At 39.7% G+C, this 14,700-nt stretch carries 12 protein-coding genes; 4 read left to right on the forward strand and 8 right to left on the reverse strand.

The annotated features are described in order from the left end of the window. Positions 1–250 precede the first annotated feature (250 nt). Positions 251–1,792 carry a glycine--tRNA ligase gene (locus tag V7D82_RS03540; protein WP_333599594.1) on the reverse strand — a complete coding sequence of 514 codons (1,542 nt, stop codon included), beginning with the start codon at positions 1,790–1,792 and terminating at the stop codon, positions 251–253. A 98-nt stretch (positions 1,793–1,890) separates the two neighbouring features. On the opposite strand from V7D82_RS03540, the gene V7D82_RS03545 reads away from it, so the two are divergent. The 3 genes from V7D82_RS03545 (at position 1,891) to V7D82_RS03555 (ending at position 4,708) form a co-directional block, all read left to right on the forward strand. Next, positions 1,891–2,574, forward strand: a complete 684-nt coding sequence (locus V7D82_RS03545; RefSeq protein ID WP_333599595.1) for a ComF family protein — start codon at positions 1,891–1,893, stop codon at positions 2,572–2,574. 70 nt (positions 2,575–2,644) lie between these two features. Beyond that, entirely contained in the window at positions 2,645–3,007 is a 363-nt protein-coding gene (locus tag V7D82_RS03550) for a hypothetical protein (protein ID WP_333599596.1), read from the forward strand. A gap of 102 nt (positions 3,008–3,109) precedes the next feature. Then, entirely contained in the window at positions 3,110–4,708 is a 1,599-nt protein-coding gene (locus V7D82_RS03555) for an Ig-like domain-containing protein (protein ID WP_333599597.1), read from the forward strand. Here V7D82_RS03555 and V7D82_RS03560 read toward each other — a convergent pair. The 7 genes from V7D82_RS03560 to V7D82_RS03590 form a co-directional block, all read right to left on the reverse strand. Then, positions 4,701–5,465 carry an amidohydrolase gene (locus V7D82_RS03560; protein WP_333599598.1) on the reverse strand — a complete coding sequence of 255 codons (765 nt, stop codon included), beginning with the start codon at positions 5,463–5,465 and terminating at the stop codon, positions 4,701–4,703. The genes V7D82_RS03555 and V7D82_RS03560 overlap by 8 nt on opposite strands. Positions 5,466–5,467: 2 nt before the next feature. Continuing rightward, positions 5,468–8,275, reverse strand: coding sequence for a GH92 family glycosyl hydrolase (locus V7D82_RS03565; RefSeq protein ID WP_333599599.1), 2,808 nt, complete (start codon positions 8,273–8,275; stop codon positions 5,468–5,470). Positions 8,276–8,313: 38 nt separating this feature from the next. Next, the gene (locus V7D82_RS03570) at positions 8,314–9,153 is read right to left on the reverse strand and encodes an endonuclease/exonuclease/phosphatase family protein (protein ID WP_333599600.1); all 840 of its coding nucleotides are present in this window, start codon (positions 9,151–9,153) and stop codon (positions 8,314–8,316) included. Between the two features lie 109 nt (positions 9,154–9,262). Continuing rightward, positions 9,263–10,024 carry a succinate dehydrogenase/fumarate reductase iron-sulfur subunit gene (locus tag V7D82_RS03575; RefSeq protein WP_333599601.1) on the reverse strand — a complete coding sequence of 254 codons (762 nt, stop codon included), beginning with the start codon at positions 10,022–10,024 and terminating at the stop codon, positions 9,263–9,265. Between the two features lie 7 nt (positions 10,025–10,031). After that, positions 10,032–12,041 carry a fumarate reductase/succinate dehydrogenase flavoprotein subunit gene (locus tag V7D82_RS03580; RefSeq protein ID WP_333599602.1) on the reverse strand — a complete coding sequence of 670 codons (2,010 nt, stop codon included), beginning with the start codon at positions 12,039–12,041 and terminating at the stop codon, positions 10,032–10,034. 18 nt (positions 12,042–12,059) lie between these two features. Then, positions 12,060–12,917: a succinate dehydrogenase cytochrome b subunit gene (locus tag V7D82_RS03585; RefSeq protein ID WP_333599603.1), complete on the reverse strand. Its 858-nt coding sequence runs from the start codon at positions 12,915–12,917 to the stop codon at positions 12,060–12,062. 161 nt (positions 12,918–13,078) lie between these two features. Beyond that, positions 13,079–13,951, reverse strand: coding sequence for a hypothetical protein (locus tag V7D82_RS03590; protein WP_333599604.1), 873 nt, complete (start codon positions 13,949–13,951; stop codon positions 13,079–13,081). A gap of 120 nt (positions 13,952–14,071) precedes the next feature. Here V7D82_RS03590 and V7D82_RS03595 point away from each other — a divergent pair, with 120 nt between their 5' ends. Next, complete coding sequence (locus V7D82_RS03595; RefSeq protein WP_333599605.1) at positions 14,072–14,635, forward strand: Crp/Fnr family transcriptional regulator; 564 nt, start codon at positions 14,072–14,074, stop codon at positions 14,633–14,635. Positions 14,636–14,700 lie beyond the last annotated feature (65 nt).

A 14,700-nucleotide genomic window follows, 5' to 3' on the forward strand; every position in this document is an offset into this window, starting at 1 on the left:
AGGTAGTTTTGGGGAAACTAATTGTTCGGCTAAGATTGCGCTAAAATATTAACCGCAAAAATAAAAACGATTAAACGTCTCGATTTTCGTTGTAACGAAATTAGAATTTTGGACAATGAATGGTGAAAATTGTTGACAGAAACGCTAATACTGTTAATATGTGCGTTTTAGCTCGGATAAATCCTTACAAAACAAAAAATCCCAAGTTCTTTTCGGAATTTGGGATTTTTATATTTAAAAGTATAGTTAACTAGATTTTCATCAGCCAGTTTCGCATTGATACTTCATTTCCGATAATGGTTTTCAAATCGGCAATTTTAACACGGTCCTGTGCCATGGAATCGCGGTGACGAATGGTTACCGTTTCGTCTTCCAACGTTTGGTGATCCACAGTGATACAGAAAGGAGTTCCCAAAGCATCCTGTCTTCGGTAACGACGGCCAACCGCATCTTTTTCGTCATAGGCTACGTTGAAATCCCATTTCAAATCTTCGATGATTTTCTGAGCGACTTCCGGCAAACCGTCTTTTTTTACCAATGGTAAAACGGCGGCTTTGGTTGGTGCCAAAACGGATGGCAAACGTAAAACTGTTCGTGTTGAACCGTCTTCCAAAGTTTCTTCTTTTAAAGAGGTAGCAAAAACCGACAGGAACATTCTATCCAAACCAACCGAAGTTTCTACTACATAAGGAACGTAGTTGGAATTGGTATCGTTGTCAAAGTATTGTAATTTTTTACCGGAGTATTGTTCGTGGGCTTTTAAATCGAAATCGGTTCTCGAGTGAATTCCTTCCAGTTCTTTGAATCCGAATGGGAAATTGAACTCAATATCAGCAGCAGCATTAGCATAGTGCGCTAATTTTTCGTGGTCGTGGAAACGATAATTTTCTTTGCCTAAACCAAGTGATAAATGCCAATTCAAACGAGTGGTTTTCCAGTATTCGTACCATTTCATTTCTTCGCCTGGCTTTACAAAAAACTGCATTTCCATTTGTTCAAACTCGCGCATGCGGAAGATGAACTGACGAGCCACGATTTCGTTTCTAAAGGCTTTTCCGGTTTGTGCAATTCCGAATGGAATCTTCATTCTACCGGTTTTTTGCACGTTTAGGAAATTAACAAAAATCCCTTGTGCCGTTTCCGGACGCAGGTATAAATCCATCGCGTTTTCGGCAGAAGCGCCCAGTTTTGTTCCGAACATTAAGTTGAATTGCTTCACATCGGTCCAGTTACGGGAACCCGTTTCCGGATCAGCAATTTCCAATTCTTCGATTAAGGCTTTTACATCTTCTAAATCACCGGCGCCCAACGAACGGCCCATTCTTTCCAGAATTTCACGCTCTTTGGCCAAGTATTCCATCACACGCGGATTTGTGGTTTTGTATTGCTCTTCGTCAAACGAAGCGCCAAAACGCTCGCGGGCTTTTTCAATTTCTTTTTTGGCTTTCAGGTTTAATTTTTCGGCATAATCCTCAATTAAAACGTCAGCTCTGTATCTTTTTTTAGAGTCTTTGTTGTCAATCAGCGGGTCGTTGAAGGCATCAACGTGGCCCGAAGCTTTCCAGGTGGTTGGATGCATCAAAATCGCGGCGTCTAAACCAACAATGTTTTCATGCATTTGCACCATGGCTTTCCACCAATATTCCCTAATGTTCTTTTTTAATTCTACTCCGTTTTGCGCGTAATCGTACACGGCGCTCAACCCATCGTAAATTTCGCTGGACGGAAATATAAATCCGTACTCTTTTGCATGCGAAACTACGTTCTTAAATAAATCTTCTTGTTTTGCCATAATGCTGCAAAAATATAAAAACCGATTATAAAAAAAGCCTTAAAAATCAATTAGAATACAATTTTTTTATAATTTTATGTAAGAAAATTATCTTTTTTATGCTTCGCCATCTGTTAAACTTATTTTTTCCAAAGTCCTGTGCCGGTTGTCATTCCTTTTTATTGCATGACGAAAAGGTGCTTTGTACGCAATGCCGGCACGAAATTCCGTTGACGAATCATCATACCATCGAACAGAATGAAGTGATGCAAAAGTTTTATGGAAGAATTCCGCTGGAGTTTGGCTCGGCGTTGTTTTATTTTCATAAAAAAGGGATTGTTCAGGAAATGATTCACCAACTGAAATACAAAGGCCACGAAGAAATCAGCGACATGGTTGGCCATTGGTACGCTGCCGAATTAGAAGATTTGGAGTTAATAAAAGAAATCGACTACATCATTCCGGTACCGCTGCATAAAAAACGATTGCGGGAACGCGGCTACAATCAGGTGGAAGGTTTTGGCAAAGCCTTGTCAGCAACTCTTACGATTCCTTATGAAGACCAACTTTTATACCGAAAACTGCATACGAAAACCCAAACCAAAAAAGACCTTTTGGGCCGAGCAGATGTTATTGCTACCGTTTTTGATGTAGATTTTTCGGAAAATCATCACGGCAAACATTTTCTACTGATTGACGATGTGATTACCACAGGTTCTACGCTCGAAGCCTGTAGTCGCGCTTTGCTGAAAATTCCCGATGCAAAAATCAGCATTGTCTGTATGGCGATGGCGCACAGTTAAATGGAAGTCAAAATACTAAAATTCAAATTATTACGTTATAAATAGATGTCTAACCTGAAATTTGTATACCATGAAAAAACTATTCTTATTAGTAGCCGTTGCATTTTTATTTCAAAGTTGTTTTAGTTACAGGCATGAAGTCAATTCGAGTGCCATGGTTATGGGGGAAAAATATAAAATAGAAAGAAACCATAAAACCAGAAAATACTTTTATACTAGAGCTGCCGATAGCACCATAGTTGTATCCAGATTAAGAAATGGGAAAGAAATACAGATTCCCCTAAATGAGATTACCAGTATTCGAAAAAAGAAATTCTCAATGGTAAAGACCATTGCACTGATTCCAGCTCTTGCGGCTTCCACAGTGGTAGCCATTTTAATTGCCAATCCCAGCCCGGTAGGAAATATGGGTGAAATGCAATGGCCTAATTAATAAATTAGTTTCACACCAATTCATCCCAACTGTTAAGTTTACTTAAAAAGATTTCGTTCACACTAAATATAATTGTTATTTTGTGCTTTGAAAAAATGCTTTATGCCCAAAAATAATTTGAAATATTTTTCGCTGCTTTTACTTTTATTAACCATTGGTTGTGCCAAGCGTGGTACTATAACCGGTGGTTCAAAAGATACTTTAGCTCCGGTTTTGAAAGCGAGTTTTCCCAAAAATCTTTCGACCAATTTTAATGGAAATGAAATCAAGTTGGTTTTTGACGAATATGTAAAGCTGAAAAACATCAATAAGCAGCTGATTATTTCGCCGCCCATGAAAAATCAGCCGGAGATTTTACCGCAAACCGCGAGTAAAATATTGACCATAAAACTAAAAGACACGCTGCAGCCCAACACGACTTATAGTTTCAATTTTGGACAAAGTATTGAAGATAATAATGAGGGCAATCCGTTGTCGCAGTTCAAATTTGTTTTTTCTACCGGCGCCTATATTGATTCTTTGGCGCTGAATGTCAAAATAAAAGACGCTTTGGAAAAGACGCCGGATCATTTTGTTTCGGTGATGTTGTATGAAAAGAATGAAAAGTTTAACGACTCCACTATTTATAAAGAAACGCCAAGATATATTACCAATACACTGGATAGTTTACAACAGGTAAAGATTGAAAATATCAAAGCCGGAAAATATCTTTTGGTGGCCCTGAAAGACAACGGCAATAACAAATACAATCCGAAATCGGATAAAATTGGGTTTCAAAAGCAATACATTACGATTCCGAATGACACGGTTTTTGAAGTCGAATTGTTTAAAGAAATCCTGCCCTTTAAAGCCATCAAACCCTCACAAGCGTCCAAAAGCAGACTGTTGATGGGATACGAAGGCAAGCCCAAAGGAGTAAAGGTAACGGTGAAAAACGGTGCTGAGGTTATTCCGTCTTTGGTGACTAATTTTCCTAAAAAGGATTCGCTTCAAATTTGGTACCAACCCATCAAAGCCGATTCGTTGCACGTTGCCGTTCAGAAAGACAATTTCAGCAAAGAATTTATGGTGAAAATCAAAAATCAAAAAGCCGACACGTTGTCTTTAAGCCCTGAATTCAGTGGTAATTTGCCGCTTCGGGAGCGCTTTGCCTTAAACAGTTCGATTCCTTTAGTGAAGTTTGACAAATCAAAAATTACGGTTTTTAATAAAGATTCCATTGCAGTTCCTTTTGATACGGAGTATGATGATTTCCAACAAAAATTCTATTTGAATTTCAACAAAGAACCTTTGGAAAAATACAAAATCGCTTTGATGCCGGGTGCTGTGACTGATTTTTATGAAGCCCAAAACGACACTTTAAACTATACCATTACCACCAAAAATGCTTCTGATTATGGCAATTTGAGAGTGTTATTGGAAAAAGTAAAACGGTTCCCCGTGATTGTTGAACTGACCGATAAAGACGGAAAAATAAAAGCCACCGAATACTCAGAAAAAAATACCACCATTACTTTTGATGCCATAGAGCCAGCCTTGTACACTTTGCGACTGATTTATGACGATAACAAAAACAAGGAGTGGGACACGGGAAATTATATGGAAAAACGCCAATCCGAAGAGGTGATTTATTTTCCGAAAGAAATTGATGTCCGCGCCAATTGGGATGTGGAACAACCTTTTGATGTAGGCACTAACTAAGTTCGAAAGTATCCCGGTCGTTTAAAAAAGCCAATTTGCTTCTCGTTTCCAGTAGTTTGTTTTTGTCTAATTCCACTATGAAAACCCCTTCTGTTTCTTTGGGTTCGAGTATGTAATTTCCAAGAAAATCTATGGCTTGCGAATGCCCAACATAATCCAAATTATTGTTGTCGGTTCCAATTCGGTTTACACCAATGGCGTAGCACATGTTTTCCACAGCACGCGCTTTTAGTAAAATATCCCAGGCATTGACGCGGGGTTTAGGCCAATTGGCTACATAAAGCAAAAGGTCATAGTCTTCCACATTTCTGGAAAAAACCGGGAATCGCAAATCATAACAAACCAACGGACAAATTTTAAAACCTTTATAATCTAGAATTAGTTTGTCGGTTCCGGCAGTATAAACTTTGTCTTCTCCGGCCAATGTAAACAAATGCCGTTTGTCGTAAGTTTTGATGTCTCCATTCGGGAAAACAAATACCAAGCGGTTGTAGAAATGGTCATTTTCTTCAATTACTAAACTTCCGGTGATGGCGCAGTTGCGGGCTTTCGCCAAATGTTGCATCCAGGAAATGGTTTCTCCCTGCATGGTTTCAGCCACGGCTTTGGGATTCATCGTAAATCCGGAAGCAAACATTTCGGGCAGCACAATCAAATCAACGTCTTCTAAAAAGCCATTAATTTTTTGAACCAAATGACTTCGGTTTTCTGTTGGGTTTTCCCAAGCGAGTGTTGTTTGTACTAAAGCTATTTTCATGGTTATTGGATTGTAATTTCATCAATGAATATAAAGGCATCACCACCAAAACCCTGATGCCATTCGGGTAATTTGCCAAAGTTTTTAGCAATGATTTTTACATAACGGGCATTAACAGGGTAGTGCGTTTTAATTCCAAAACCCTGAATTATGGTTTTGGTTTCTTTTGGATCGATACCCTCAGTTTCAGTGCCACCAACTGGTCGAAAAATCACATTATCATCCGAAACAAAAAAGTTAATTTCCTTCGGCATCATTATCCAAGAGCGGGAATCTTGCAGAAAATTAGCTGAGAAACTCGTAATGCTTTGTGGTTTTTGCAAATCAATAACAGCTTCAAAATCCTGTCCCTGATAGCCCTGCCAATCTCCTTTGCGCCAGTTTTCGGAGCCAAAAATGCCGTCAATCAAACCTTCGGGGCCGCCGGCATGGTATTGCGGGTTGTAGGTTGATTTGATTGCTATGGTATAGTTGTTGGGTTTTTTGAAGAAATGAGCCGAGATGACATTGCTTTCTTTGGTTTCGTTTTTAACTTTTGCCAAAATCTCTGTCGATTCATGTATATCTAGCGGAACACTATATAACATCCAATCTTTTTCTTTTAAATAGTCATTCGGATTTTTGATCCAATAGTAGATTTTGTCAGCCGGATTTTGTGAAACGATAGTGATAGTCATTTTATCCTTAAATGCTTTACTTTCGGCCTGAATCACCGGAACCGGAATTATTTTTTCATAAGTTAAAGTGCTCACTTCGACTGGGCCTCTTTCAAATGCCAAATCAGAAAAAACGTGTTCAAATGGTTTGTCAATAATTCTACTTTCACCATTTTCAAGATGGAGTATAATTTTATTAAAATTAGGCTTGGCTGTACACCAAATTTTATCAGCTGGCGTCACGGCATAAATCCCTATTGAGCTTAACACGTACCAGGCGCTCATTTGGCCACAATCTTCGTTGCCAATCAAACCATCGGGAGTGTTTTTATAGAAATTATCTAAGATGTAATGCACTTTTTCCGTCGTCTTTTCGGGTTTATCCACATAATCATATAGGTAGGCAATATGATGACTGGGCTCGTTTCCGTGCGCATATTGCCCTATCAAACCGGTAACATCGGCTTGCTCGCGACCGGTGGTTTTGCTTTCGCTGTTGAACATTTCGTCAAGTTTGGCTTCCAATTTTGCCTTCCCACCATAGGCTTCAATCATGCCGGGAATATCCTGTGGCACAAAAAAGGAATACTGCCACGAATTGCCTTCGGTAAAGTTGTTGTTGATTTCTTTGGGGTCGAATGGTTTGTCCCAACCACTGTTTTTCTTTGGTCGCATGAAACCGGTATTCCAATCGAAGACATTTTTCCAGCTTTGGGAACGCTTCATGAAGTAATCATAATCTTCCTGTTTTGATAAAAGTTGTGCCATTTGCGCAATACACCAATCGTCATATGCATATTCCAGTGTTTTGGAAACGCTTTCGTGCTCGTCATCCATCGAGATAAACCCTTGTTTTTTATAAGCTTCCAAACCCAAATGGTTAAGCATAGCAGAATGTTTTGCCGCTTCGAAAGCTTTTTCATAATCAAAACCCGTAATGCCTTTTGCCATCGCATCGGCCATGACAGCAACCGAGTGATAGCCAATCATGCAGTCGGTTTCATTGGAAGAAAGTTCCCAAACCGGCAATCGGCCACCTTGCTCGTATTGCTTTAAAAAGGTATTGATGAAATCGGATGTGCGTTTCTTTTCGATTAAAGTGTACAAAGGATTTGCCGCCCGAAACGTATCCCAAAGCGAGAAAACCGAATAATAATCAAAGCCGGTTGCCTGATGAATTTGGTTGTCACGGCCACGGTATTTTCCGTCGATGTCCTGCGCGATATTCGGCTGCACCATCGTATGGTATAAAGCGGTGTAGAAAACGGTTAGTTTGTCCCTATTGGAGTCTGTAATATCAATTTTGGAAAGTTGTTTGTCCCAAAGCTGCTCGGCTTTTTGTTTCACCTTGTTAAAATCCCACCCTTTGACTTCAGTCATGTTTAGTTTGGCACCTTCATAGCTTGTTGGAGACAATGAGACTTTAGCCAGTATTTTTTCACCTTTAGTTACTTTTTTGGTAAAGTAGACGGCAACTTCTGTCCCGGAAAATAACTTTTCGCTTTGAGTTTGGTTTGCTTGTCCCTGTATTTTCATTGGAACGCTGAACTCTATCCGCGCATATACATATTGGTCTTTCGCCCAGGCTTCGCTTCTTCTAAAAACTTCAATCGTTTTATTGTCAATAACGCGTATTTCACCGAATAATAGTTTATCCCGGTGGTTTAAATTCAGTGTAATATTGGCATCGCCGTCAGTGTTAAAGGTGTATTCATGAAAACCCACACGCGTTGAGGAAGTTAAGCGTACATCGATGTTGTTCTTATCGAGTTTGACGGCATAATAACCTGCGGTAGCCTTTTCGTTAGAATGAGAAAAAGAGGAAGAATAGAAATCAGGATTTAGAATTTTCCCTTTTCCCATGGAAGGCATCAGCATGATATCGCCATAATCCGAGCAGCCGGTGCCGTTTAAATGCGTATGCGAAAAACCGTAAATTACAGTATCCGAATAATGATAACCCGAGCAACCATCCCAACTGCCATCTATGCGAGTGTCAGGCGATAGTTGCACCATTCCGAAGGGAACTGTGGCGCCGGGATAAGTATGGCCATGACCCCCGGTACCAATCATTGGATTGACATACTGACGGTAGTTTTGACCAAAAGTAACTAGCGACAGGCCTAAAAGGAGAAAAGAAAGAAGTTTTTTCAAAGTGTAGTGTGTTTGTAAATCCAAAGATAAAAAACGCTTTACTTAAAAACTAATGCCACATACACCGGCAAATGATCGGACGGATATTTCAACTCTTTGGAATCACTCAAAACGGCATATTTCTTAACTTTAAACGGACTGTTTTTGGATAAAAAGATATAATCAATTTTGGTGGTTACTGCTTCGTTATGTTTGAATCCGTTAAAAGTTCCTGATGGGCCGAAAGGCTTTTCTTCCGAGATGGCCTGGGTGTCGAGCATTTCGGTTTTTAAGTGAATAATCCTCTCTTCTGTGGGTTCCGAATTAAAATCGCCCATGAAAATAACCGGATAGTTTTTAGTGTTAAGGGTTTTAATTTTGGAGAGTATCAGGAGAATGGAATTGGTACGAGCCAATTCGCCAATATGATCCAAATGTGTATTAAAGACCCAGAATGTTTTTTTTGATTGATTGTCTTTTAACAAAGCATAAGTGCAGACTCTGTTCAGCGCAGCATCCCAACCTTTAGATATTTTTTCCGGAGTTTCCGAAAGCCAAAAGGTGTTTTCTTCCAGTACTTTAAATCGGTCTTTTTTGAAAAAGATATTCGAAGATTCTCCTTTGCCCACGCCATCTCTACCAATTCCAACATAGTTGTACTTGGGTAATAACGAAGCAATATCCGTAACTTGATGTGGCAGGGCTTCCTGAATACCGAAAATATCGGGTTCGTAAAAAGCCAATTGGGAACAGAAATAGTCTTTTCGATTGGGCCAGGCATTTTCGCCATCAGAAGCCAAATCTAAACGGATGTTGTAGGTGATTAGTTTTAGGTTTTGCGCCGAAGATGTAGCGCCTAAAGCCAAAAATGTCAGCACTGAAAAGAAGATTTTTTTCATGTGAATAAATGTGTTGTTTGTTTACGTAAAGATACTGGATTTGATTTTACGCCATAAAAAAACGCACTCAAATCAATGAATGCGTTTTGTATTTATAATCAGTAATGAATTACTTGATGCTTGCTTTTAAATATTCTCTGTTCATGCGCGCAATGTTTTCCAAAGAAATTCCTTTTGGACATTCTACCTCGCAGGCACCAGTATTAGTACAGTTTCCGAATCCTTCTTCGTCCATTTGACGCACCATGTTCAACACACGGTTGGTAGCTTCGATTTTTCCTTGTGGTAATAAAGCATATTGCGATACTTTGGCGCCGACAAACAACATAGCCGAACCGTTTTTACAAGTGGCTACACAAGCTCCGCAACCAATACAAGCGGCTGCTTCAAATGACTTGTCAGCATCGTCTTTGTTGATTGGCGTAGCATTGGCATCAATGGTGTTTCCGGAAGTATTTACCGAAACGAAACCACCGGCTTGCTGAATTCTGTCGAAAGCACTTCTGTCAACTACTAAATCTTTGATTACGGGGAATGCCTTACTTCTCCATGGTTCTACATAAATAGTATCGCCATCTTTGAACATACGCATGTGCAACTGACAAGTGGTGATTCCGGTATCCGGTCCGTGCGCACGGCCATTGATGTATAGGGAACACATTCCGCAGATTCCTTCACGACAGTCGTGATCAAAGGCGATGGGTTCTTTTCTTTCGTTTACTAATTGTTCGTTTAATTGGTCTAACATTTCCAAAAACGAACTCGCGGTAGAAACATTATCTAATTTATAAGTTTCCATGCTCCCTTTCGTTTTAGCGTTTTTTTGACGCCAAATTTTAAGGTTTATATTGATATTTTTTGCTGTACTCATAATTCTATTACTTATAATTTCTAGCGGCTATTTTAATGAACTCGTATTTCAATTCTTCTTTATTCAGAATTTCTTTGCTGATGTCGTCGCCTTGGTATTCCCAAGCGCCAACAAATTTGAAGTTTTCGTCATCACGAAGGGTTTCTCCTTCGGAATCCTGGTATTCTTCACGGAAGTGGCCTCCGCATGATTCTTTACGTTGCAAAGCGTCCATCGCCATCAATTGTCCTAATTCGATGAAGTCAGCTACACGGAGTGCTTTCTCTAACTCAGGATTTAATTCGTCAGCACTGCCCGGCACGAATACATCTTTGTAGAATTCCTCTTTTAAGGCTGCGATTTCGGCAATAGCTTCTTTCAATCCTTGCTCATTTCTGCCCATCCCTACTTTATTCCACATAATCAATCCCAAACGCTTGTGGAAATGATCTACGGTTTTAGTTCCGTTATTGTTTAGGAAGAAGTGGATAGAGTCTTTTACTCTTTTTTCGGCTTCATCGAATTCTGCCGATTGTGTAGATATTTTACCTGTTCGGATATCATCGGCCAAGTAATCAGAAACCGTGTAAGGCAATACGAAATATCCATCCGCTAATCCCTGCATCAAAGCAGAGGCTCCCAATCGGTTGGCACCGTGATCAGAGAAGTTCGCTTCTCCGGCAACGAAACAACCCGGAATAGTAGACTGTAAATTATAATCCACCCAAACACCACCCATAGTGTAGTGAACAGCAGGATATATCTTCATCGGAGTTTCGTATGGATTCTCGTCAGTGATTTTTTGATACATGGTAAACAAGTTCCCGTATTTCTCTTCCAACCATTGTTTTCCTAAAGCGGTAATTTCTTCCGCTGTCGGATGATGGTTTCCTTTGGCGTAAGCCGCTTGCTTTCCTTTATTTTGGATTTCGGTAGAGAAATCAAGATAAACTCCTTCATTGGTGTCATTCGCTTCAATTCCGAAACCGGCATCACAACGCTCTTTGGCAGCTCTCGAAGCCACGTCACGTGGTACCAAGTTACCAAACGCAGGATATCTTCTTTCTAAATAGTAATCTCTATCTTCTTCGGCAATTTGTGTTGGTTTTAATTTACCCGCACGAATCGCTTCGGCATCTTCTTTTTTCTTAGGCACCCAAATACGGCCTGAGTTACGCAACGACTCCGACATCAAAGTCAGTTTTGATTGATTAGTTCCATGAACCGGAATACAGGTTGGGTGAATTTGTACATAACACGGATTAGCAAAAGCGGCTCCTTGTTTGTGTACTTTCCAACCGGCAGTTACATTACTTCCCATCGCATTGGTGGAAAGGAAATATACATTTCCGTAGCCTCCTGAGGCAATGATAACCGCGTGAGCCGAATGTCTTTCGATTTCACCGGTAACTAAGTTACGGGCTATGATGCCACGGGCTTTTCCGTCTACTTTTACCAAATCCAACATCTCGTGACGGTTGTACATTTCAACACGCCCCAATCCGATTTGTCTGGATAAAGCCGAATAGGCACCTAATAATAATTGTTGTCCGGTTTGTCCGGCAGCGTAGAATGTACGTTGTACTTGTGTTCCGCCAAACGAACGGTTGTCTAATAATCCGCCATAATCACGGGCAAAAGGAACCCCTTGTGCCACACATTGGTCGATGATATTTCCGGAAACTTCTGCCAAACGGTGAACATTCGCTTCACGGGCTCTGTAATCGCCACCTTTGATAGTGTCATAAAACAAACGGAAGACACTGTCGCCGTCATTTTGATAATTTTTGGCAGCATTGATTCCACCCTGAGCCGCAATGGAGTGTGCTCTTCTTGGTGAATCCTGAAAACAAAAGGCTTTTACATTATACCCCATTTCTCCCAGTGAAGCAGCAGCCGAAGCTCCGGCTAAGCCTGTTCCTACTACAATAATGTCAATTTTTGGGCGGTTGTTGGGAGCAACCAATTTTAAATGATCTTTATAATCGGTCCATTTCTGAGAAATGTGTCCTTCTGGTATTTTAGAATCTAACTTCATGATTTATACTGATGTTGATTATTTTAGAAAAAAGTGAATGTAAACCGGAATAATGGCGAATAATAGCGGCACTATAATGGCAAATGCTTTTCCGAAACCTTTGATAGCCGGAGTGTATTTCGGGTTGTTTATTCCAAGGGATTGGAATGCACTGCTGAATCCGTGTAGCAAATGGAATGCCAACACCAACATGGCTAAAACATACAGTAAAGTAGCGATTAGACCAAATTTTGGACTCTTGAAGAACGCCACAGTGATTTTGTGCAAATCTTTATAGCCTTCGCCAATTTTAACTCTCGCTTGCGTATTGTAAAAATCTGTTTTGTGATCTATGTAACTTTGAGCACCCATTTTTGTTGCTTCCTCATAACTTTTCGCCACTTGATTGACTGGCATATAACCACCGTTTGTCGTAACATACAAATCTTGTTTTTGTCCCATTGCATCAATAGTGATGGCTTGCAACGGCATGTTTTTGTCAAAATGCATTACAGCCCAAAAATTAACCATGTGTGTTACAATGAAAACTAAAATCAAAGTTCCCAAAACCGCCATATTTCTTGAAGAAAGGCTACTGTTTTTAGACGGATTGTTTTTGGCGTACCCAATAGGTCTAGCTTTTACGTTTTGATAGGTCAATAAAAAACCATCAACGGCGTGAAATAAAATAGAAGCGTAAGTAAGATAAGAAAGGATTTTTACCGCAGGATTAGAGGTCATGAACAATGCATACTGATTGAAATGTAATGCATCACTAAAGATTAATTGGAGATTTCCAGCTAAATGACCCGCTAAAAACAAGCATAAAAATAAACCTGTAAGAGCCATCCAATATTTCTTTGCCAGAGATGACTTTAAAAGTGCAGATTTTGCCATAATTGTGTATAATTTGTTTAAAAAAATCACACAAAAATACAGCTATTTGATATTAACTACAACCTTTTCGGAGTAATTTATAATGAATTTAAAGTGGCTTTAACAGTTGTTGATTTTCAAAGGATTATATGGTGATTTTCACCATAAAACATTCAACAAATCTACTTCGTATAAGTTGGCACTAAACCGCGTAATCCCATGTCAACCACATTTTCTCCCGCTGAAGGCTCGTATTTTCCGTCAGCATTCACTTCATGCCATTCAAAACTGTTGTTGATAGACAACGAAAGGGTAATCACCACATCATTAGTTTCGGTACCATCAATCACTAAATCATTGGCGAATTTTCCGGTCACTACGCAAGAACCGGCAGGGATTGGAGAGGTTGAACTAATCGGATTCGGAACGGTTGTGGCACCGGCGGCTGCCTGGCCTGAGTTGGAATAATTGAACCCATTTAACCCAAACGCCCAGTAACCCTGAGCTCTATTGGCATTTACCGTAAAAGGATAATTTCCGATATTGAAAGTAGTAATATAAGTATTGAACCCAACAAAACTGGCTAAATTACCGGTATAATCTGTTCCGTTACTGGCCCGTACAGCGATTTGATAATTTTGATACGATAAGGAAACCCGCATCCATTGATAGGTACCGGCCAAAACATCTTTTAACGGTATTTTTAAAAAGGTTTCTCCTTCGGCTACAATTTTAGCCTTGCTAAAATCAATCGCATTGGTGCCGCCGGCTGTAGTTTCCGGGGCGTGGTATAAAATCGTTCCATTTCCTAGTTGGGTAGTTGCTGTTGGTGCCATTTCTACATAATGCGAGGAAATGGTGTTGAAAATCGGGCTTTGCGCCGCATTCCCGGCAGCTACAGCAGCAGGTTGTCCCAAATTATTTAATCGAGCCTGATTAGGATCAAACTTAAATTTGATAATCAACATGGGTTCTGTGGTTGTAGCATCGCTGGTGCAGGAAAAGAAAGGAATAGCCGCCAGCAATAGCACTAAAATTATATAGATCTTTTTCATTTTTGTGAAAGGATTTAGTTCAAACGAATTTATAAACTAAGACGATTATAGTCACTTAGTGTTACATAATAACGGCAAATATCTATTTTTATTACATTTGATAAATACAAATTAAATAAAATGTTTGTCAATTTCATTACAACAGCCACTCCCGAAGATTCAGAAAAAGAAAGACAGGAAATAACCGAAGCGTTCCAATTACGGAAAGTAAAAAAGAATGATTTTTTAGTCAGAGAAAGGGAAGTTTGTCGCTATTTCTGTTATATCGAAACGGGGATTTTGCAACACGCTATTGAAGTAGATGGGAGCGAGAAGACAACCTACATTGCGTTGAAAAACTCGGTGACCAGTTCGCTTTACAGTTTTTTAAATCAAACCCCATCGCGCAAAAGCATCAAAGCCCTGACGGATTGTACCCTTTGGATTATTGATTTAGAAAGGTTTTTGAAATTAAAAAAAGAGAACAAAGCCTTTTTCCAACTGTATTACACCATCCTCGAAAAACAAATTTGCTTAATCGATGAGTATCGAATTGATTTGCTTACAATGACTCCCGAAGAACGGTATGTGAAGCTTTTAGCTTCCGAACCAAAGTTGCTGCAGGAAGTACCGTTGCATTACTTAGCCACTTTTCTGGGAATTTCTTCCCGACACATGAGCCGAATCCGAAAAACTATAAAATAACGCCATTTGGCTACTCGTTAGTTTTTTTCTTTGTGTAATTTTGATACCACAATCTAAGCAGTCTA

Origin of the sequence: Flavobacterium sp. (assembly GCF_036741995.1) — a bacterium.
Taxonomy (GTDB): domain Bacteria; phylum Bacteroidota; class Bacteroidia; order Flavobacteriales; family Flavobacteriaceae; genus Flavobacterium.

Excerpts from the sequence above, each read along its gene's own strand:
- V7D82_RS03580 (WP_333599602.1), bottom strand. The coding sequence starts at position 12,041 with ATGAAGTTAGATTCTAAAATACCAGAAGGACACATTTCTCAGAAATGG.
- V7D82_RS03545 (WP_333599595.1), top strand. The coding sequence starts at position 1,891 with ATGCTTCGCCATCTGTTAAACTTATTTTTTCCAAAGTCCTGTGCCGGT.
- V7D82_RS03550 (WP_333599596.1), top strand. The coding sequence starts at position 2,645 with ATGAAAAAACTATTCTTATTAGTAGCCGTTGCATTTTTATTTCAAAGT.
- V7D82_RS03570 (WP_333599600.1), bottom strand. The coding sequence starts at position 9,153 with ATGAAAAAAATCTTCTTTTCAGTGCTGACATTTTTGGCTTTAGGCGCT.
- V7D82_RS03555 (WP_333599597.1), top strand. The coding sequence starts at position 3,110 with ATGCCCAAAAATAATTTGAAATATTTTTCGCTGCTTTTACTTTTATTA.
- V7D82_RS03585 (WP_333599603.1), bottom strand. The coding sequence starts at position 12,917 with ATGGCAAAATCTGCACTTTTAAAGTCATCTCTGGCAAAGAAATATTGG.
- V7D82_RS03540 (WP_333599594.1), bottom strand. The coding sequence starts at position 1,792 with ATGGCAAAACAAGAAGATTTATTTAAGAACGTAGTTTCGCATGCAAAA.
- V7D82_RS03595 (WP_333599605.1), top strand. The coding sequence starts at position 14,072 with ATGTTTGTCAATTTCATTACAACAGCCACTCCCGAAGATTCAGAAAAA.
- V7D82_RS03590 (WP_333599604.1), bottom strand. The coding sequence starts at position 13,951 with ATGAAAAAGATCTATATAATTTTAGTGCTATTGCTGGCGGCTATTCCT.
- V7D82_RS03575 (WP_333599601.1), bottom strand. The coding sequence starts at position 10,024 with ATGAGTACAGCAAAAAATATCAATATAAACCTTAAAATTTGGCGTCAA.
- V7D82_RS03560 (WP_333599598.1), bottom strand. The coding sequence starts at position 5,465 with ATGAAAATAGCTTTAGTACAAACAACACTCGCTTGGGAAAACCCAACA.